Source organism: Salmonella sp. 32010601201800023SM, from assembly GCF_017572235.1.
Lineage (GTDB): Bacteria > Pseudomonadota > Gammaproteobacteria > Enterobacterales > Enterobacteriaceae > Salmonella > Salmonella enterica.
The window spans coordinates 719,672-738,481 of the sequence record NZ_JAGEQS010000001.1 but is presented as its reverse complement, the minus strand read 5'-3'; the positions used below and the strand labels follow the sequence as shown (position 1 = coordinate 738,481).

Sequence of the window (18,810 nt, the reverse complement as noted above, 5' to 3'; positions counted from 1 at the left end):
CGCCCTCTGCTATACTCGCAGGCCTTTTCAGACCTGCGAGCAAGGAGCATGTTGTGGCCAGGGCCATGGATAATGCAATTTTAGAGACGATTTTACAGCGCGTTCGCCCCCTCATTGGCCAGGGCAAAGTCGCTGACTATATTCCGGCATTAGCGTCCGTCGAGGGTTCAAAGCTGGGGATAGCGATTTGTACCGTGGACGGGCAGCATTATCAGGCGGGCGATGCGCACGAACGCTTCTCTATTCAGTCTATTTCGAAAGTGCTCAGTCTGGTGGTGGCGATGCGTCATTATCCGGAAGAGGAGATCTGGCAGCGCGTCGGAAAAGATCCTTCCGGCTCGCCGTTCAATTCGTTGGTTCAGTTAGAGATGGAACAAGGCATCCCGCGTAATCCATTTATTAATGCGGGCGCGCTGGTGGTATGCGACATGTTGCAAGGCCGGCTTAGCGCGCCGCGTCAGCGGATGCTGGAAGTTGTGCGCGCGCTTTGCGGCGTATCGGATATTACGTATGACGCTACGGTCGCGCGCTCTGAATTTGAGCATTCCGCCCGTAACGCCGCTATTGCCTGGCTGATGAAATCATTCGGTAATTTTCATCATGATGTGCCTACCGTGTTGCAAAATTACTTCCACTACTGTGCGTTGAAAATGAGCTGCATGGAACTGGCGAGGACGTTTGTCTTTCTGGCGAATCAGGGCGAGGCGTTTCATCTCGACGAGCCGGTAGTGACCCCCATGCAGGCCCGGCAGATTAATGCGCTAATGGCGACCAGCGGGATGTATCAGAATGCCGGAGAGTTTGCCTGGCGGGTGGGATTGCCCGCTAAATCCGGCGTGGGCGGCGGTATTGTCGCCATAGTGCCGCATGAAATGGCGATTGCCGTCTGGAGTCCGGAGCTGGATCCTGCGGGAAACTCTCTGGCAGGTATCGCCGCGCTTGAGCAATTAACACAAACGTTAGGACGTTCGGTATACTGATGAATGCGCTTGAACCGCTCTTTGCCCGCCTGGCGCGATCGACATTTCGTTCGCGTTTTCGTCTCGGGATAAAAGAAAGACAATATTGCTGGGATAAAGGCGCGGAGGTGATTGATAAACACGCCGCCGATTTTATCGCCCAGCGACTGGCGCCAGCTCACCCGGCGAATGATGGTAAGCAAACGCCGATGCGGGGCCATCCGGTATTTATCGCGCAACATGCGACGGCAACCTGCTGTCGCGGGTGCCTGGCGAAGTGGCACCAGATACCTCAGGGAGAACCGCTGAGCGAAGCGCAGCAACAGTATATTGTCAGCGTTATCCATTACTGGCTGGTCATACAAATGAATCAGCAGTAGGGCAGTGTGTCGTTGCTGACGCTTTCCCCGATAAATCACCCTATACCACTGATAGCAGCCGTTGACCGTCATATATCTCATGTGCTGAAGTGTCTTTTTAGTTACAACATACATTTGGTTGTTTTTTTTCAACGCCTGTCAGCACTGTGCAAAAAAATGTTCTACAGGGCAGGGGAGCCGTGTATCACCAGAAGCTTGCAACCTTGATCTGGATCACGTTTAATGACAGTGCTTTTTTACCTGCTGAAGATAATCATGATCGTTAGACCACAACAGCACTGGATTCGCCTGATATTTGTCTGGCATGGTTCCGTGTTATCTAAAATCTTTTCACGACTGCTCCTTAACTTTCTTCTTTCTATCGCCGTTATTATCATGCTGCCCTGGTACACAATGCTGGGTATTAAGTTTACCCTTGCGCCGTTTAGCATACTGGGCGTCGCTATCGCCATTTTTCTGGGGTTTCGCAATAATGCCTGTTATGCGCGTTACGTCGAAGCCCGACATTTGTGGGGGCAGTTGATGATCGCTTCACGCTCAATACTGCGTGAGGTGAAAACAACCTTACCTGATGAACGCGGTATCGAGGATTTTGTTCGGTTACAAATCGCTTTTGCCCACTGTTTGCGTATGACATTGCGTCGACAGCCTCAAACGCAAGTTCTGGGCAACTATCTTGACCAAGAGGCGTTACAGAAAGTTGTCGCTTCCCATTCCCCCGCTAACCGTATCTTATTGCTGATGGGAGAGTGGCTGGCGATTCGCCGCCGCAGCGGAAAGCTTTCCGATATTTTATTTCATAGCCTCAACAACCGCTTAAATGATATGTCGTCAGTATTGGCCGGCTGTGAGCGCATCGCCAACACGCCGGTGCCTTTTGCCTATACGTTAATTTTGCATCGTACGGTTTATCTTTTCTGCATTATGTTGCCATTTGCACTGGTGGTTGATCTGCACTATATGACACCGTTTATTTCGGTGCTTATTTCTTATACGTTTATCGCGCTGGATGCGTTAGCAGAAGAGTTGGAGGATCCGTTCGGTACTGAAAATAATGATTTACCGCTGGATGCGATATGCAATGCGATAGAAATCGATTTACTGCAAATGAATGATGAAAGGGATATTCCGGAAAAACGGATACCGGATAAGCGCTATCAACTGACCTGAGTTTGTCTTAACAGGCGCAGAATGTTCATCTGCGCCATAACCTGAAGAGCAAAGCTTAATAGCCTTCTCCAACGCCGGTTTTGGCTGGACCGGAGTAGTGGACATGAACGATTCGCCATCCTGTGTTTGGTATCTTCGCCCACACCTGGCTTTCGCGGCCTGTCGTGTGTTGAGTCTGCCCATTATCACGGCGTACCGCGGTAAAATGCCAGTCGAACTCTGCAACGGCGGCATTGCCATACACATGAATAGCCGGGGGAGCGTCCAGTTTTAACGTGCGTTTGCTGAACGTTTTACCCATAGTGGTGCCATAAAAATTTTCAGCGATCTGCGACCATCCGCGTTCGTGACCGCGTGGATGAATAAAACTGGTTTCCGGTGAAACATAAAAGAGCTGCTTGCCTAACGTTGGGTCTGCCTTATCTATTGAATAAAGGTAACGGTTAATGCCTTCTGTAATTTCTTGTTTAACGGTCGACGTAGCTTCATTTTGTGCGGCGGTTGGCGTTGCCGCTGATGCCGATGACACCATCAGAGTTAACGTTATCGCGGCGGCCGAAAACAATAGTGACGTTTTTTGCATAATAGTTATACCCATATGGTCTGTTTTTGAGACGCTTTATCTTTCCTGTTACGTTCACTTTTATACTAAAGGAGCATGGCTCACGAACAATAAAAAACATCCTTCTATAAAATTACCCCGAAAAGGGAATAGTGCAATTAAGAATATCGTATTTGTTTGTAACGACATGACTCAAAATATCAACATTTAGAGTTTCAGTATTGTTGTTGTCCCTTGATTTGTTTTTGTATTTATTACCACTGGTAAATAGTTAATCTTATGAATAGTGATACACAAATGACCGTTTGCGCTATGTGATAATTAACCATAGTAAAAATACACGAAGCGAAGAAGTGCTATTTCAGTAGTACTGATATTTTCATAACGCTAATTTAAAAATAAATGTAAACGTAACAAATTATACACAAAAATAAGAAGGGCTGTGGCCTCAACTGACTTGATTATGATTCCGTCTTAACGAATGCCAGCCGAGTGTTAAGTGCCATTCTCGCCCTGGCATCCCCGACCGTAAGCCAGTTCTCTACTGGTAACCCCCTTGTTATTACAGCAGAAAACAGGGCATATCATTGATGTAGTCATGCTTAACTTGCATTTTAACATCACTAATACATAGCAAGCTAATATTACACTTTGAAACTTAACGCACGGTAATTGTTAGTGATATTGTCCTGGACAGTTCCGCGAGCAGGTTTTGCGGAAAGTCCAAAAATAAGACAAATAAGGCATATAAAATGAAAAAAGTAGTGGTGTTATCTGCGGTAGCCGCAGCCGTGATGATGGCTGGAGCCGCCAACGCAGCAGAAATCTATAACAAGGATGGCAATAAACTGGATTTGTATGGCAAGGTCGACGGCCTGCATTATTTTTCCAGTAATCATAGTACGGATGGCGATCAATCTTATATCCGTATGGGTATTAAAGGCGAGACTCAAATTACCGATCAACTAACCGGTTTTGGACAGTGGGAGTATCAGGTCAACGCCAATCGTCCTGAAGATGGTGACTCCAGCGGTTCCCCGCAAAGCTGGACGCGTCTCGGTTTTGCTGGTTTGGCATTTGCCGATATGGGGTCTGTTGACTATGGTCGTAACTATGGCGTGTTATACGACATTGGTTCATGGACTGACGTACTGCCTGAATTTGGTAATGATTCGTATGAAGCTTCCGATAATTTTATGACCGGGCGCGCGAATGGCGTTCTGACTTATCGCAATAATGATTTCTTTGGTCTGGTTGATGGTCTGAATATTGCGTTGCAGTATCAGGGTAAAAATGACGGCCTGTCGAAAGAAGGCGATCCTTTAAGTAATAATGCCAGAAAAAGTATCGCGTACCAGAATGGCGATGGTTTCGGGGCATCAGCGACATATGATTTGGGCATGGGGGTGAGCCTGGGGGCAGCCTATACCAGTTCCAAACGCACGCTTGATCAGATGACGCAAGATAAATACGACAATGGCGACCGCGCTGAAGCCTGGACTGGCGGCGTGAAGTATGATGCCAATAATATTTACCTGGCGGCAAACTATACCCGTACTTATGATATGACCTATATGGGCGATACATTGGGCGGCTTTGCACATAAAACCGATAACTGGGAAATGGTAGGGCAATATCAATTTGATAATGGCTTACGCCCGTCACTGGCATTCCTGCAATCCAGAGCCAATGATGTTGATGGACTGGGTTCGTTCGACCTTGTGAAATATATTGATGTGGGTTCCTATTACTACTTCAATAAAAATATGTCCGCGTATGTTGACTACAAAATCAATCTGCTAAAAGATGGCAACCCATCGAATCCTAATACAGACAACACCGTGGCGCTCGGCTTAGTCTACGAGTTTTGATAAAACTTGCTGATTAAGACAGTTTAGGGATACCCTCCTTTTCCCAAAACTGGGTCACTGCTTAACCTTTATTATTGTTAATTTATTCTTTTATTATTTCAGGACGCTTCTGGCGTCCTTTTTTATTGCCTATTCGTTGACTATTCGACTTCGATCTCGCGAATGCGCATTCTGCTACTGTCATCTATCTGCACTTTGCCTGAATGACAAAAGGGACAACAGAGTGTGGATGTTTGAGAGGTGAAGGGTTGATTACAGGACAGACACCAACCTTGCGCCGGTGCGATAGTAATGTGGAAACGCGCATTGTCAGCAAGGGTATGACGAGCGGCGACGTCCAGGCCAAAATGCAGCGCCGGCACCTCAACACAGGCCATAACGCCAATCTCCAGCCAGACTTGCTTTACCTTGCTGAACTGGTGATTTACTGCCTGTTCCTCCAGCAATTCGATAATATTTTGCGCCAGGGCTAATTCATGCATGGGCCAGCTCCTTCATTCAACAATATTTACGGCGACACAAGGATCAATTACCTGTAACTGTTGCGACCACAATGAGAGTGGAATAGTGGCCAGTTCGCGAGCAATGACGCCGTCAGGTTGGGCGTGACGTGTGGTAGGCGAGATAATACGGTAATCAAGAATATTGCCTGACGTCGTCAGTCTGGCCTGATGAACTAACCATCCTCGCGCGGTTTCCACTACCGCTATTTTCCATTCGCCATCATCAAAACGATTCCAGCGCAGGGTGGGAAGGGCGCTCAAACTTCGGGCGAGCGTAATGCAGCGGGCCAGCAGACGTAGCGCAGTCGTTTTACCGCTAAGACAACAGGCTGACAGCAGCGGATATTCGATAGCCAGAGGCGAGACATCCAGGGGACCATGGGTTATTAACGTATGGTCCGGGGACGATGCCATCGGTAGTGTAGGTGTAATGATATTCTGTACTGCCGCCAGCCAGCGGGCGGTTTCAGAACGCTCTTGCAAAAACCAGGCTTCCCAGCCCTTTACGCCAGCGGCAAGCCAGGTCTGAGGATCATCGTCAAAAAAGATTGTGCTTGCCAGCGGGGATAACTCTCCGCGACGTAACAACGCCCATTCTTCAGCGGTTGCCTGTCGGTGGCTAAACAGGGGGAGCCAGTCTGTCAACGCGCGACGGAGCGTTTCTCGCGCCAGCTCTTGTTGTGCGGCCTGCATATCTGGCTTCTTTTCAGGAAACAACAGTAAAGCCGCCGCCGCGCTGTGCGCCTGAGCGCACAACGTAAACAAACGTGAAATAAGCGTTTTTGCGTATACCGGCGTTGCGCCCTGTAACAAACGACCGATCGGCGCCTCCTGCCAGATAATCCGTAGCGGGTGAGAATAGACGGTCAATCTTTGCACGAACTATTACCTTCATCGATCACCATAAACCCGGACTTACTGGTTTCGCAAACCGGACAGCACCAGTAATCAGGTAACTGGCTGAAGGGCACGCCGGGTGGAATTTGCCATACATCATCGCCCAGCGCAGGGTCGTAAACCCACCAACATACTTTGCACTCCATGCGCACCACTGGCTCATTTTCTGTGACTGGGTATTCTTTCAACCATTCCAACGTATTTTTTAGCCCCGCGTAGGCATCTTCGATATCGTCGATGCCTGCAACGGCGATATCAGGAATGTCCGCTATCTCAATCATATCTTGCAGTAATGTGTTCATATCATTGAAATAATTGACCCGCCATACGCCGGGAAAATGCGTGCTTACAATCCGGCATTTACCATATCCGCGTGAAAAAATAGCGCTACACCCTTCGCCTAAAAAATGATCCAGATACTCGCGATCGGCATCGTTTACTGGCAATAGCGTTAAGTTAATGATATGCGGCTCTTTTACCGGCTGTTTTACGCGCTCGGCTATTTCATGCGCGATAAAGGCGCCATTCATCAATCCCGCCGGTTGCGGCGGCAATTCTGGCGTAATCGGCGGCTGCGGATGCGTCTGCCAGATGCTCTCCGGGATCGGGCCAATGATAATTTCATCGGCAACCCGTTGCTGGTCAGCGTTATATTCACGTACACGCCAGACGCCCGTAAAAACCGTCTCCTGAATACGCTGTTCTTTTCCATCGGATAATAGTACCCGGGCGGAGATTTCACCTTCGCCGAGCAGTTGATCCAACAAACCGCTATTCTGTTGCTCAGTGGCATTCAGCTTATAGCTCAGGGGAAAGGGGAGCGTTGCCACCGGGTTATCCATATCGCGAATAAGCGTAGTCAGGATGTGTCTGGCAACACGAAGCTCAGCGGGCAGCGCCTGTTCCGGTAAAACCGGCGTCAGTGGGAGATTAATGCCGGCGGGGATAGGAAGAAAGTTAAAGTCTTCCTCTTCTGGCTGCGAGCCTGGTCCGGCAATATTAACGACTGGAATAGTTCTGGAATGATTCACGTGTGTTACCTTTCATTCTATTGCGTGATAACGGGAATATCCTGACGATAGCCCGGTGTGGTCAGCAATGCGGCCACCCGCTGAGAGTATTCTTGCCAGCTATATAATCCCGCCAGACTGCCGACAAAACGGTGCTGGCGAAAGATAAGCAGCGCCGGATATTTCAGAATGCGATACTCCCGGGCGATCAGTTCACTCTGTTCGCTATCCGCAAATGCCGCGGTATAAGAGGTCGCCGGAAATTGCTTGAGGATCTCCGGGATAATGACCCAACTGTCGGCGACTTCCGGATGTTTGTTGGGGTCGCTTTGCAGCAAAACCAGCACAGTCGGATGCGCATTAATCAACGACGGGAGCGTTTGCGCATCGGTAACCAGAAAGCCTTTATCCGCCAGTGGACAAACAGGATTTTGGGGTGAGATAGTCATTTTTTTAAATGCTCCGGTAATTCAGGCGTGCGAGATAATAAATCGGCAAAACCGGTCAGCGGATCGCTTTGCGTGAGCATGGCCTGTTCCAGCGAGTCCAGCGCCGCCAGTACCTCAGCGGCTTCCGCTTCGTCCATTTCTCGTCGTGCTGCGCCGCCAAATGTCAGCAGCCATGCGCCTGCTAAGGGGGGAGCCACAAGCCGAATATCAACGTCGATAAGCTCGCCGTGTCGGTCGCGGCATTTGGCGAACCACTGACCGGGTGAAATAACCTGCACAGGAACGCCGATACACATTATGATTTCTCTCTCTGTAGCACCCGAATATCGCCGACCCGGCAAGCGCTTTGCGCATCTGGCCGTTCATCTTCGTAGCGTTCTATACACAGGCTGTAATGATTAAGCCTTTCAGTGGGCAAGGCCGCTGAAGAGGCGGTAATACCCCATTGCGCCAGCACTTCCTGCGCAAGACAGACCGCAGGCATCAGTTGCGCCTTTACCTGCGGCGTAAGACTCCCGCCATAGTCATCCAGACATTCCGGCTGCACGCCAATCAGCACAATCTCCGATAACTGGCCGCCGGTTAATTGCAGCAATGCCAGCACTTCAGAAAAACTGGTCTGATGTAAACTGAGTTTTTTCGCCGTCAGATAGGCGGGAACCTGTTCATCACGAAACATCGCCAGCGAACCTGGCGCCATACCAAAATCGATAGCATCCATGATTAACAATTTTTCGGTCTGTTGCAGCCAGGGCAGCAGCGCCAGCCCCTGCGTACCGCCATCAACAACGTCAACTTTCTCGTTATCGGCATACTGTTCAAACAGCTTTTCCGCCGCTCTGACGCCGAACCCTTCATCTGCCCAAAGCAGGTTGCCAAGCCCTAAGATTGTTACTTCTGCCATTGTTATCACCTGAACCAGCGCCAGCCGCTTATCATGACGGAAATCACGCTTTGTCGGCTCATAATGTCTTCACGGATAGCGGTATAAACATGCGCAATGACGAAGGCGATAATGAACCACATGCCCAGCCGGTGCCAGAAATGCAGCGCGAGGCTATCGTTGCCAGTCAGGCGAATCATCCAGCCAAACCATTGATACGCCCAACTGTCTGTTCCAAGTCCTTCGCCATAGAGCGCAAAGCCGCTACACACCATCAGTACGGACATCCAGAAATAGAACATTACCGCCAGTCCCGCTACCGGATTATGTCCATAGTAACGATGGGCCTCTTTTTCGAGGAAAAAATACCAGCGGATTTCGCTGATAACGCCTTTGCGCCAGGCGCGGCGCCAGAACGGAACCAGAAACATCTCCCTGGCGTACTCATTGCCGACACATGCCCAGTAAATACGAAACAGCAGCGCGACAGTAAAAATATACGCCGTGGTAAAATGGATAAGTCGTATCCAGCCCATCCAAAACATAAAGGTCGCTTCACCTTGAATCGATGGCAGGGGGCGGCCAATGAAATATCCTGTAACAGCCAGGACGACAATGGATAACGCCGTGATCCAGTGCCATAAACGGACCGGCGCTTCATAGATATAGTACCCCTGGCTGGTTATTTCTTTGAGATGCATTGAGACCTCCGAATCGTCGTCATCGTACCTGAACCCTGACCAGCTCCCCTCCATGATTATCAATAACATGGGTGGAGCAGGCCAGGCAGGGATCGAAGCTGTGCAGAGTACGTAAAATCTCCAATGGTTGATCGGGAACGGCGAGTTTAGTCCCCATTAACGCCGCTTCGTACGCGCCAATTTGACCTTTATCGTCACGTGGCCCGGCATTCCAGGTTGTCGGTACCACACACTGATAGCTGTCGATTTTCTGATTTTCAATTTTTATCCAGTGCCCCAGCGCGCCGCGCGGCGCCTCGCTGAAACCAACGCCTTTTGCCGATGTAGGCCAGGTATCGGGTTCCCAGAGCGTGACGTTTGCCGTCGCCGTATCGCCGGACTTGAGGTTACGCATCAGACGATCGAAGAAATATTGCAGCGTATTGCCTGCCCATACGGATTCCAGCGCACGCGCGGCAGTACGTCCTAATGTAGAAAAGAGCGCTTCTTTAGGCAGCTTTAATACACTAAGCAGTTGATCCACAGGTTCTTTAAATTCCGGTTTATTTTGATGATATCCAATCAGATAACGCGCCAGCGGACCTACCTCCATCGCATGTCCCTTCCAGCGCGGCGATTTAATCCATGAATATTTAGCGGACTCATCCACCTGTTCGATAAAGGTTTTTGTGCCTTTATAGTGTTCGCCCATGACCAGTTGCGGTTCGGTCAGACCATCCCACGGATGCAGGCCTTTATCGTTATTGCCGTTACCATAGGTATACCAGGAGTGAGTGACAAACTCCTGAATTTCATCGGGGGCGGTTAAATCGACAGGATGAATTTCGTCGAAACGACCGTTAATGATAGCCCCACGCGGAAGCAGAAGATTACTGGCGGAATAATCGTTAGGGTTATCCGGAAACTCGCCATAAGCCAGCAGGTTCATGCTCGATAACCCGCCGCCGATTTTTGCCCAGTCTTTGTAATAACTGGCAATCAGCAAGACGTCCGGAAGATAAACCTGTTCGCAGAACTGGCGAGCTTTTTGGATGATGGAACTGACAAGGTTCAGGCGTTCCATATTCACTGCGCCGACCGCGCCCGTTTCGTCAAGGTTGATGGCGCAAGGAACGCCGCCCACCAGCCAGTTAGGATGCGGGTTTTTACCACCGAAAACGGTGTGAATTTTTACGATCTCTTTTTGAAAATCGAGCGCTTCAAGATAGTGGGCGACCGCCAGCAAATTGGCTTCCGGCGGAAGTTTCATCGCCGGATGTCCCCAGTAGCCATTACGGAAAGGGCCAAGTTGACCGGACTCGATAAACCGCTTCAGTCGATTTTGCAAATCGCGGAAATATCCCGGCGAGGATAGCGGCCATGCGGAAAGGCTTTGCGCGATGGCGGAGGTCTGATGCGGGTCGGCTTTCAGGGCCGCAACCACATCAACCCAGTCCAGCGCGTGCAGATGATAAAAATGCACCAGGTGATCGTGAACGTGTAGCGTAGCCTGCATCATATTACGGATACAGTTTGCGTTGTCCGGAATCGCGATTCCCAGCGCATTTTCTACGGCACGGATTGAGGTCAGAGCGTGTGTACCGGTGCAGACGCCGCAAATGCGTTCAACGAATGCCCAGGCGTCTCGCGGATCGCGACCTTTCAGGATAACCTCCAGGCCGCGCCACATGGTGCCGGTCGACACGGCGTTAGTAATGACATTACTACTGTCGATATTCACTTCGCAGCGCATATGCCCTTCGATGCGAGTAACCGGATCGACCACAATTCGCCGTCCGCTATTGTCCAGCGTAAAACCCTGAGTCTGATAAGGATATGCCATAATTATTTTTTCTCTTCCGGAGCGTTTTCTGATGACGTGTTATTTTTATTACGGGCGTGCTTTATGGCGCTAACCGTGGCGTGAGCGATGGCGGCAGCGCCCGCGACGCCAGCAACGCCCAGTCCGATTTTATCGGCGGTAGCCTCAATGCCGGTTTGCGGAATGCCCGTTGCCCGGCTGTAAAAAGAACCGTAATCCCAGAATCCATCTTCCGAACATCCGAGGCATCCATGACCCGACTGGATAGGAAAAGAAACACCATCATTCCAGCGAACGGTTGAACAGGCGTTATAGGTGGTCGGGCCTTTACAGCCCATCTTGTACAGGCAATACCCTTTTCTGGCGCCTTCGTCATCCCACGCTTCCACAAACTGACCGGCATCGAAATGCGCGCGTCGGTAACATTTGTCATGAATTCGCTGGCCATAAAACATTTTTGGTCGTCCAAGACGATCAAGGGGAGGGATGCGATCAAATGCCAGCATATAGGTGATAACGGCGGACATCACTTCAGGTATAGGCGGGCAGCCTGGCACTTTAATAATGGGTTTATCGGTAATTAATTTGTGAACTGGCGTGGCTTTAGTTGGGTTGGGACGGGCTGCCTGCACGCAGCCCCATGATGCGCAGGACCCCCAGGCGATAATCGCTTTAGCATCCGCGCTGACGCGTTTTAACTTCTCCAGAAACGGCTCGCCAGCCAGTATGCAAAACATCCCATCTTCATTCAGCGGCGCGTTACCTTCCACAGCAACGATATAATTTCCTTTGTACTCACGCATCACATCCGCCAACGCCTGTTCGGCTTGTTGCCCTGCGGCGGCCATAATGGTGTCGTCATAATCCAGGGAAATGAGCGACAAAATGGCATCTTTTGCCAACGGGTGCGCAGAGCGAATGAAAGATTCGGTACAACAGGTACATTCAAGACCATGCAGCCATATCACTGGCGTACGCGGTTTATTCTCCAGGGCATAAGCTATCTGAGGAATCATCGAACTGCTCAGGCCTAAAGACGTTGCGGTAAGGCTGCAAAACTTGAGGAAGCTACGCCTTGTCACGCCGTGTCTACGCATAACTTGATAAAATGTATCTTGTGTTTGCATAACGTTTATCCCAAACCACTATAGTTAGTGTGGGCATCATATGTTGCATTTCTTGTCTTTCTCAACGTGTTTTAGTAGCAATTATGTTTCTAATTCGTAACAACCGATTACATGTGTGCTACTCACATTACTCAAAAACATAAATTAATTTAATGTTATTGGTGTTGTAGAGTAAATATAGCGTTGTGATGGTATCTCTTAATGTTGATAAGTAACCGTGTTTTTTATTTATAACATGATGGGGTTTTTTTAAATGGTCACACGGATAACGCGTTTCATATTAGTTCGCTGTGTTTAACTCTCCTTTAAACCCGTCAGTTAAATTTATTAGCTTGTAAAATAAGATCACAATTAATTACGTGCTGCATAACCATTGATAGGTTTAATTTAATATATTCATCCAATCCATTTTACAAACAAGGAGAGCATGATGAAAAAAAGTAAAGCAATGTTATTTATCGCTCCGGCGCTGTTTTCATACGCCCTGGCGGCACAGGCCTGCACAACCCTTGCTATTCAGGATAAACAAGGCGATATTTTTCATGGGCGTACGCTGGAATATATGCAGGATTTACCCTCATGGTTAACGTATTACCCGGCGGGAACACAGTTTGATAAAAAAACGCCGGATGGCAGTCAGGGAGTAAGCTATCAGGCGAAATATCCGATACTGGCCATTACTTCCACCATTACTGATGGCGATAGCAGAGACATACTTGAAGGCATGAATAGCGCGGGATTGTCATTTAGTGAAAACATGATCATGAATGCGCAGTTGCCGCCATTGCCCACGAGTGAATATAAACAGGCAATTCCTGTCACCTCGTTGGGAGAATGGGCGCTGGCCCGTTTTGCTACTGTCGGCGAGGTAAAACAGGCAATAAAAGAGGGCAAATTCTGGTCACCGGAACTGCATCGGTTTGGCGATCTGAAATCGCCATTTCATTACGCGTTTTACGACAAGAAAGGAGGGAGCATTGTCGTTGAAGTGGAAAATGGCAAATTCCATGTCTATGACAATCCCACTCGCGTGATGACAAATGGTCCCGCATTCCCCTGGCATCTGACAAATCTGAATAATTATACGCAATTAACCAATGTGGACCGCTCTTCAGGCACATTGGGCGGGATAAAAGTGATGCAGCCTGATAGCGGGATTGCTATTGCAGACTTGCCATCGTCCGATACGTCGGTTTCCCGTTTTATACGCGGCGTTTATTACACCACATATGCGCCGCAAGCGACATCCGCCCACGATGCAATGAATACGCTTGCACATATTATGAGCCGTTTCGATCGTCCGAAAAATATTACGGTTGACTATATGGGGAGTGAAGGGGAAGGCAACGCCACCCGCAAACCGGTCTCAGAATATACGGTCTGGACAACGCTGTCTGACTTAACGCACGGTGAGATGATGGTGCGCGGCTACAATGATATCAACTATAAAACCTGGTCTCTTTCTCAGTTTAAGAACGCGACAGCGCCCGTGTTCGAGAAAATCAACGTCAAAGGATAAATCGCTCGTCTCGGTTTAGTTTCCCCGGTAGTCTCGGCGAAGGTAATGGAGACTACCGGCGGTTGCTTCTCTTTATCATGCACGGTAATTAATTATCACGATCACCAGCGCCAGGATGGTATGCTAAATCCATTCAAAATCCCCTGGATATGGATTGGAGGGCGCATGGTTATACCTGAGGTCAGGCAGGAGAGGCTCTATCAGAAGATAGCCAACCTCATCATTAAGCTGATCAATGATAATATTTTTCCCCCGGGAACTTTTTTACCGCCAGAACGCGAACTGGCAAAACAGCTTGGCGTGAGCCGCGCCTCCTTGCGAGAAGCCCTTATTGTACTGGAGATCTCCGGATGGATCGTGATTCAGTCCGGTAATGGGGTTATCGTTTCAGATAAAAAACACCTTGCCAGCGACTATACCATCGAAGAAATTCTCTCTACTCGCGAGCTGGTCGATAGCCATTGTGCGCGCTTAGCCGCACAAAACGATAACGTTGACGTCATCAATCAAATAGAGGCGATTTATCATCGTATGGATCAAGCCATTAACGATAATAACGTCCACGGCTTTTACTCGCTGGATAAAGAGTTTCACCTTGCGATCTCTGAGGCCAGCCGTAACCGGGTGTTGTTCGATATGTCCCGTATGTTATGGGAACAACGGATTAATATCCCTTATGCTGGGCTCGACGAGCAGTCTGGAGACAGAAATGTTTTACTTAATCTCAACAAACAACATAAAGCGATAGTGGATGCGATGCGACAGTCTGATGCTGACAGCGCCTATGAGGGATCGCTGGAACATTTACGCTATGTGAGAAAGATTGTCGGCGGCTAATTTTGTCGATGAATAACACCGCATGGCGGTCATGCCATGCGGTGGAGCTTGCCGTAAATCAATGGAAAACAGCATTAATCTTTAAGTAGCGCTCCGGATAGCGATCAAGTTCTTTAACTGCATCAGGGATCTCATCAAGATTGACGACCTTACTGACGACATCTTGCGGATTAATCTCCAGCGTAGACAGCATACGTAATGCCTCATCAAATTCACCGGCACTGGTGCGGGAACCGCGTAAATCCAGTTCTTTATAGGTGATCAGGTTCGTCGGCAGCGACGTTTCCTGTTTTGGCCATCCGGTAAACGAAATACGACCAGCAAACGATGCTAAATCAAGCGTATTTCGAATAGCGCTATTTGCGCCGGAAGCTTCTATCACGACCTGCGCCATGGTGCCGTGGGTGATATTTTTAATAGCGTCGATAACCTGATCGTCAGCGGCGTTCAGCACATAAGGAACGCCAAGCTTTTGCGCATAGCGTAGCCTTTCTTCCACAATATCGATCAGAATAGGCGTTGCCTTGTAATGACGCGCGCTTAATGCCGCCATAAGACCAATGGCCCCCGCGCCGATGATGGCAACATATTCCCCGGCCTTAACGTTTGCCCGGTGCAGCGCGTGCAGTGCGATGGTCAGCGGTTCTGCCAGCGGCGCCATTTCAGAAGGTACATTATCTGGTATTTTATGAATTAAATGTGCGGGATGAGTAACCACCTCCTGCATTGCGCCATCGACATGCACGCCAATGACGTTTAAATTTTCACAACAGTTAGTTCTGCCGACAGAGCAAGGGTAGCAGTGACCACAATAAATATAAGGGTCAACAATCACGCGGTCGCCTTTTTTAATATTGTCTGGCATTCCGGCGCCTTCCTGAAGAACAATTCCGGTCACTTCATGCCCAATAATTCTTGGGTAAGTAACCAGTGGGTTCGTTCCACGAAAAGCCCCGATATCCGATCCGCAAATGCCTGCAGCATCAACCTTAATTAATACTTCATTTTCTTTCTTATGGGGATAATCCACCCAGCGGGTTTCAACTTCACCAGGCTTATTAATGAACACAGCTTTGACTTTCATTGGCTTTGAATCCTTTACTTTTTACAAACACGAAGACCAACAGGCTTGAAACGATAGCGATAGCACCAGCCAGATAGAACGCATAGTCATATTTACCGCTAAATTGAACGATAAAACCGGTGACAAGCGGACCGATAATGCCGGATATATTAGCCAGGCCATGCATGGCTCCGCCGACGCTCCCTACCTTATCTTTATGAACAACATCCTGAATAACCGCCCAATAAATTGGGCCCGTTAAATAGAGCAGGAAGAGTGAAACTGACATGAGCGTAATTGCGCTACCAATAGTGCTAACGGTACCGGAAACGGCAACACATACCGCCGCGCCTGCCAGACATACGCCCAGAATAAGTCGACGTGAGAGCAGAGCATTACCGGTAATCCGATAAATTACATCAGAACAGACGCCGCCGAGCACCATACCAATGGCGCCGATGACCCAGGGAATTACCGTAGCGATACTAATTTCTTTAATATCGAGATGTAACGAATGGTTCAGGTAACTTGGGAACCAGGTCAGGAAGAAAAAAAGAATATAGTTGTAGCTGAAAAAAGCCAGAGTTGTCGCCCATACCATTGGTTGTTTCATGTAATAGCCGAGTGAAGGCGTAGCCCGGCCATCATCAGATAAAATAACGTCCTCATGATTTTCAAAATCAATGCGTTCTTCCGGCGCCAGGCGTTTACTCATTGTTGGCTTATCGCTAACGATAAAGTACCACAGCAATACCCAGACCAGGCCAAATAAGAAAATAATGCCAAATGCGGGGCGCCAGCCTAAGGATAACGCCAACAGGCCCACAATCGGCCCGGACACCGCGCCGCCGAGCGGGGAACCGGCGCTAAAAATTCCGATCGCCGTGGCAGACTCCTTTCGGGAAATCCAGTTATTGATAATTTTATTTCCGGCAGCGCTGACCGGTCCTTCAGCCATACCGAAAAGAACGCGCACGATAAGCATTGTCCACAATCCGGTGACCAAACCAGTTAAGCCACAAAATACAGACCATAGTAACGCTGCGATGAGAAAAACCGTTTTTGGCCCAACTTTATCGCTGGCCCAGCCACCAATAAAATTAAACAGGGCGTATCCGATAAAAAATGCGCTGAAGATCATCCCCATCTCCGCGGCGTTAAATCCTAACTCCTTTTCGATCAAGGGGGCAGTTATCGACAATGCTGAACGATCCATATAGTTGAGCATGTAAACTATAAATAGAAGAAAAACGATAAGCCATCCCATTGTTTTTCTTTTCATGATTAATCCTCTTATTGTGGTCTAGCGGCCTGACCACAATATTTTAAGGTTATTTTCAAATCACCTCTCTTGTGGTTAGAACGTGATCAATATAACAAAAATTTATCGCAGAGGATTTTTATCCATCGCAAGCGTGATAGATAAAATTCTTTAAAATCATATAATTACTTGAAAATTCAATCGGGACTATCGTTTTCCCCTAATCCACGCCCCGGTAACGTTTGACATGCGGCGTTAACGGAAGGTGGTGCTGTCTGTGGGTATTTTTCATCGGGCGTAATATAAACCTGACTCGTGGCGACATAGCCATCATTAAAAGTGGCTTCGATATAGGTAGCTTCCCAACCTGTCTTCGGTTCATTTAACGTAATACTGATCTTATTGTTGGCGGGAATATCTATTGTAAGCGGCTGATAGCGGATGCCACAGGCATAACGGAAATCACGCGCATTTGGATTGTTGGCTGTCCAGCGAACGACTTTTACCGGCGCTTCTGAGAAATAGACCGTAAGAAGATGGTGGTGAATAAGGCCGATCAACTGTGGTAATGTTTTTTTACTTTGAAACCGGTTAATAAATGGAACGAGGCTTCCTTCAGCGAACTGGTTAATTGAGTAGTGGTTCATATTAGGCACTATACGTAATGATTTTACGCCAGGAAGTTTGCTATAATAAAAGCGAGTATTGTCTGGTACGAAGAAATCATCGCCACTTGCATTAATAATATATTTCGGTATTGCAAGGCGGGGTTGGTAAATAGTGTTGAGATATCTTAACGGATCTATTATTTGCCTTAGCTGGGTAAATGCGGGGGATTTTATTTTCTCATCTATGCCTTGCTGGTAGTAGGGGTAGAATGTAATGGGCCAATTTCCACCGTATGATTGATAAATATGCTCAAGTGAAGCATCAATATCAAGTAGATCAATGGCGAAGGGAACAATTGCTTCAACATCAGGATCGGCAATAGCTGACAACCAGGTGGTCCACCCACGCTTTGAAATACCTGTAATGATAAAGGAATTTATATTCCATTGCGTTAACTCCTTTTTTGCTAATCTCATCGCTTGCGATATGGCAGTGACCATAGGAATATTTAAAGGCATTAACTCACGTTTCTCCGGCGCTTCCATAAATAATGCCCAGCTTCGGGAAACGCTTTCGTCCTCTTTCAATGGTTTTTTATCATCCTGAAAGGTTAAATATTGGTTAGGTATATCACTCACTGATATTACGATGGTATTCGTATCACGGGCGATACTTGCCAGTGTTTCCTGGGGGAAATCACCAGGTTTACCAGTGATTTGTACGCCTTTATCATAATTAATTCCGTTGTTTACAACCACCAAAGCATGGTGCTCTTTTGCCGTTTCAGGGATATAAATATCAACGTTATGTCGCCATTGCGCAGGGGTTACCATGTCATCTGGCGACCAGTGTTGCGATAATAATTCATAGTGTCTGACTACCACCTGTGCTAATGGAGCTGTATTAATCAAGGTATATTTTAGCGGTGTGCCTGAAATCTGCTCCCGGTAGTCGGGGAGAACATGAGACAAATCACACTCCGGGCTGTTTCGACAAAAGAAGATGTTGTTATGAAGTAGTGTATAAACTTTTGTAGAAATGAAAAAAAGTACGATAACAACGAGATATATTTTTTTCATGCTTTCCCCGCGCTTTACAAGGGCAAATGCCAGCCAGCATAATTTCCATAAATACCTCTTAAACATTCAATATAAGTACAATACTTTTGATAAATAAGGGAAGAAGGGAACAATAATGTTTGTGACGTT

Annotated in this window: 19 protein-coding genes; 6 read left to right on the top strand and 13 right to left on the bottom strand. The window is 48.1% G+C overall.

Going from position 1 to position 18,810, the window contains the following annotated elements; all coding sequences use genetic code 11:
- Positions 1-53: 53 nt before the first annotated feature.
- The 3 genes from glsB to J4617_RS03695 all read left to right on the top strand — a co-directional run bounded on the left by glsB (position 54) and on the right by J4617_RS03695 (position 2,509).
- Positions 54-980, top strand: coding sequence for a glutaminase B (gene glsB, locus J4617_RS03705; RefSeq protein ID WP_000090081.1), 927 nt, complete (start codon positions 54-56; stop codon positions 978-980).
- Positions 980-1,339: a DUF4186 domain-containing protein gene (locus J4617_RS03700; protein ID WP_000992448.1), complete on the top strand. Its 360-nt coding sequence runs from the start codon at positions 980-982 to the stop codon at positions 1,337-1,339. Before glsB ends, J4617_RS03700 begins: the two co-directional genes overlap by 1 nt.
- A gap of 255 nt (positions 1,340-1,594) precedes the next feature.
- Positions 1,595-2,509: a bestrophin family protein gene (locus J4617_RS03695; RefSeq protein WP_001675544.1), complete on the top strand. Its 915-nt coding sequence runs from the start codon at positions 1,595-1,597 to the stop codon at positions 2,507-2,509.
- Positions 2,510-2,564: 55 nt separating this feature from the next.
- On the opposite strand, the gene J4617_RS03690 is transcribed toward J4617_RS03695, so the two are convergent.
- On the bottom strand, positions 2,565-3,107 hold the full coding sequence (locus J4617_RS03690; protein WP_000513126.1) for a nuclear transport factor 2 family protein: 543 nt from the start codon (positions 3,105-3,107) through the stop codon (positions 2,565-2,567).
- Positions 3,108-3,823: 716 nt separating this feature from the next.
- Between J4617_RS03690 and ompC the strand changes: the two genes are divergently transcribed.
- Complete coding sequence (ompC, locus tag J4617_RS03685; protein ID WP_000758335.1) at positions 3,824-4,942, top strand: porin OmpC; 1,119 nt, start codon at positions 3,824-3,826, stop codon at positions 4,940-4,942.
- A 140-nt stretch (positions 4,943-5,082) separates the two neighbouring features.
- On the opposite strand, the gene hypA is transcribed toward ompC, so the two are convergent.
- The 9 genes from hypA to J4617_RS03640 are packed head-to-tail and all read right to left on the bottom strand — an operon-like array spanning position 5,083 to position 12,313.
- Positions 5,083-5,424: a hydrogenase maturation nickel metallochaperone HypA gene (gene hypA / locus J4617_RS03680; protein WP_000544772.1), complete on the bottom strand. Its 342-nt coding sequence runs from the start codon at positions 5,422-5,424 to the stop codon at positions 5,083-5,085.
- A gap of 12 nt (positions 5,425-5,436) precedes the next feature.
- A complete protein-coding gene (locus tag J4617_RS03675) occupies positions 5,437-6,324 on the bottom strand; it encodes an ATP/GTP-binding protein (RefSeq protein ID WP_001189401.1) in 888 nt (295 codons plus the stop codon).
- Positions 6,312-7,373, bottom strand: a complete 1,062-nt coding sequence (locus J4617_RS03670; RefSeq protein ID WP_001016746.1) for a hydrogenase expression/formation C-terminal domain-containing protein — start codon at positions 7,371-7,373, stop codon at positions 6,312-6,314. The genes J4617_RS03675 and J4617_RS03670 overlap by 13 nt, the downstream gene beginning before the upstream one ends.
- Before the next feature lie 17 nt (positions 7,374-7,390).
- Positions 7,391-7,801, bottom strand: coding sequence for a hydrogenase (locus tag J4617_RS03665; RefSeq protein ID WP_000155986.1), 411 nt, complete (start codon positions 7,799-7,801; stop codon positions 7,391-7,393).
- Positions 7,798-8,097 (bottom strand): HypC/HybG/HupF family hydrogenase formation chaperone, encoded by a 300-nt coding sequence (gene hypC / locus J4617_RS03660; RefSeq protein ID WP_000334904.1) that lies wholly within the window; start codon positions 8,095-8,097, stop codon positions 7,798-7,800. The genes J4617_RS03665 and hypC overlap by 4 nt, the downstream gene beginning before the upstream one ends.
- Positions 8,097-8,705: a HyaD/HybD family hydrogenase maturation endopeptidase gene (hybD, locus tag J4617_RS03655; protein WP_017465705.1), complete on the bottom strand. Its 609-nt coding sequence runs from the start codon at positions 8,703-8,705 to the stop codon at positions 8,097-8,099. Before hybD ends, hypC begins: the two co-directional genes overlap by 1 nt.
- Positions 8,706-8,710: 5 nt before the next feature.
- Positions 8,711-9,454, bottom strand: a complete 744-nt coding sequence (gene cybH / locus J4617_RS03650; protein ID WP_000924456.1) for a Ni/Fe-hydrogenase, b-type cytochrome subunit — start codon at positions 9,452-9,454, stop codon at positions 8,711-8,713.
- The gene (locus J4617_RS03645) at positions 9,405-11,207 is read right to left on the bottom strand and encodes a nickel-dependent hydrogenase large subunit (protein WP_017465706.1); all 1,803 of its coding nucleotides are present in this window, start codon (positions 11,205-11,207) and stop codon (positions 9,405-9,407) included. Before J4617_RS03645 ends, cybH begins: the two co-directional genes overlap by 50 nt.
- Positions 11,208-11,209: 2 nt before the next feature.
- Positions 11,210-12,313, bottom strand: coding sequence for a hydrogenase small subunit (locus tag J4617_RS03640; RefSeq protein WP_001194448.1), 1,104 nt, complete (start codon positions 12,311-12,313; stop codon positions 11,210-11,212).
- Between the two features lie 427 nt (positions 12,314-12,740).
- Between J4617_RS03640 and J4617_RS03635 the strand changes: the two genes are divergently transcribed.
- Entirely contained in the window at positions 12,741-13,832 is a 1,092-nt protein-coding gene (locus J4617_RS03635; protein ID WP_017465707.1) for a linear amide C-N hydrolase, read from the top strand.
- A gap of 45 nt (positions 13,833-13,877) precedes the next feature.
- Positions 13,878-14,669 carry a FadR/GntR family transcriptional regulator gene (locus J4617_RS03630; RefSeq protein ID WP_001518759.1) on the top strand — a complete coding sequence of 264 codons (792 nt, stop codon included), beginning with the start codon at positions 13,878-13,880 and terminating at the stop codon, positions 14,667-14,669.
- 58 nt (positions 14,670-14,727) lie between these two features.
- On the opposite strand, the gene J4617_RS03625 is transcribed toward J4617_RS03630, so the two are convergent.
- The 3 genes from J4617_RS03625 to J4617_RS03615 form a co-directional block, all read right to left on the bottom strand.
- A complete protein-coding gene (locus J4617_RS03625; RefSeq protein ID WP_000864928.1) occupies positions 14,728-15,753 on the bottom strand; it encodes a zinc-binding alcohol dehydrogenase family protein in 1,026 nt (341 codons plus the stop codon).
- Positions 15,728-17,014, bottom strand: coding sequence for an MFS transporter (locus tag J4617_RS03620; protein ID WP_000824240.1), 1,287 nt, complete (start codon positions 17,012-17,014; stop codon positions 15,728-15,730). The genes J4617_RS03625 and J4617_RS03620 overlap by 26 nt, the downstream gene beginning before the upstream one ends.
- Before the next feature lie 176 nt (positions 17,015-17,190).
- The gene (locus tag J4617_RS03615; RefSeq protein WP_017465708.1) at positions 17,191-18,747 is read right to left on the bottom strand and encodes a PhoPQ-activated pathogenicity-related family protein; all 1,557 of its coding nucleotides are present in this window, start codon (positions 18,745-18,747) and stop codon (positions 17,191-17,193) included.
- Positions 18,748-18,810: the final 63 nt, after the last annotated feature.

Excerpts from the sequence above, each read along its gene's own strand:
- J4617_RS03700 (WP_000992448.1), top strand. The coding sequence starts at position 980 with ATGAATGCGCTTGAACCGCTCTTTGCCCGCCTGGCGCGATCGACATTT.
- J4617_RS03695 (WP_001675544.1), top strand. The coding sequence starts at position 1,595 with ATGATCGTTAGACCACAACAGCACTGGATTCGCCTGATATTTGTCTGG.
- J4617_RS03690 (WP_000513126.1), bottom strand. The coding sequence starts at position 3,107 with ATGGGTATAACTATTATGCAAAAAACGTCACTATTGTTTTCGGCCGCC.
- ompC (WP_000758335.1), top strand. The coding sequence starts at position 3,824 with ATGAAAAAAGTAGTGGTGTTATCTGCGGTAGCCGCAGCCGTGATGATG.
- hypA (WP_000544772.1), bottom strand. The coding sequence starts at position 5,424 with ATGCATGAATTAGCCCTGGCGCAAAATATTATCGAATTGCTGGAGGAA.
- J4617_RS03665 (WP_000155986.1), bottom strand. The coding sequence starts at position 7,801 with ATGACTATCTCACCCCAAAATCCTGTTTGTCCACTGGCGGATAAAGGC.
- hypC (WP_000334904.1), bottom strand. The coding sequence starts at position 8,097 with ATGTGTATCGGCGTTCCTGTGCAGGTTATTTCACCCGGTCAGTGGTTC.
- hybD (WP_017465705.1), bottom strand. The coding sequence starts at position 8,705 with ATGGCAGAAGTAACAATCTTAGGGCTTGGCAACCTGCTTTGGGCAGAT.
- cybH (WP_000924456.1), bottom strand. The coding sequence starts at position 9,454 with ATGTTATTGATAATCATGGAGGGGAGCTGGTCAGGGTTCAGGTACGAT.
- J4617_RS03645 (WP_017465706.1), bottom strand. The coding sequence starts at position 11,207 with ATGGCATATCCTTATCAGACTCAGGGTTTTACGCTGGACAATAGCGGA.
- J4617_RS03640 (WP_001194448.1), bottom strand. The coding sequence starts at position 12,313 with ATGCAAACACAAGATACATTTTATCAAGTTATGCGTAGACACGGCGTG.
- J4617_RS03635 (WP_017465707.1), top strand. The coding sequence starts at position 12,741 with ATGATGAAAAAAAGTAAAGCAATGTTATTTATCGCTCCGGCGCTGTTT.
- J4617_RS03630 (WP_001518759.1), top strand. The coding sequence starts at position 13,878 with ATGGAGACTACCGGCGGTTGCTTCTCTTTATCATGCACGGTAATTAAT.
- J4617_RS03625 (WP_000864928.1), bottom strand. The coding sequence starts at position 15,753 with ATGAAAGTCAAAGCTGTGTTCATTAATAAGCCTGGTGAAGTTGAAACC.
- J4617_RS03620 (WP_000824240.1), bottom strand. The coding sequence starts at position 17,014 with ATGAAAAGAAAAACAATGGGATGGCTTATCGTTTTTCTTCTATTTATA.
- J4617_RS03615 (WP_017465708.1), bottom strand. The coding sequence starts at position 18,747 with ATGTTTAAGAGGTATTTATGGAAATTATGCTGGCTGGCATTTGCCCTT.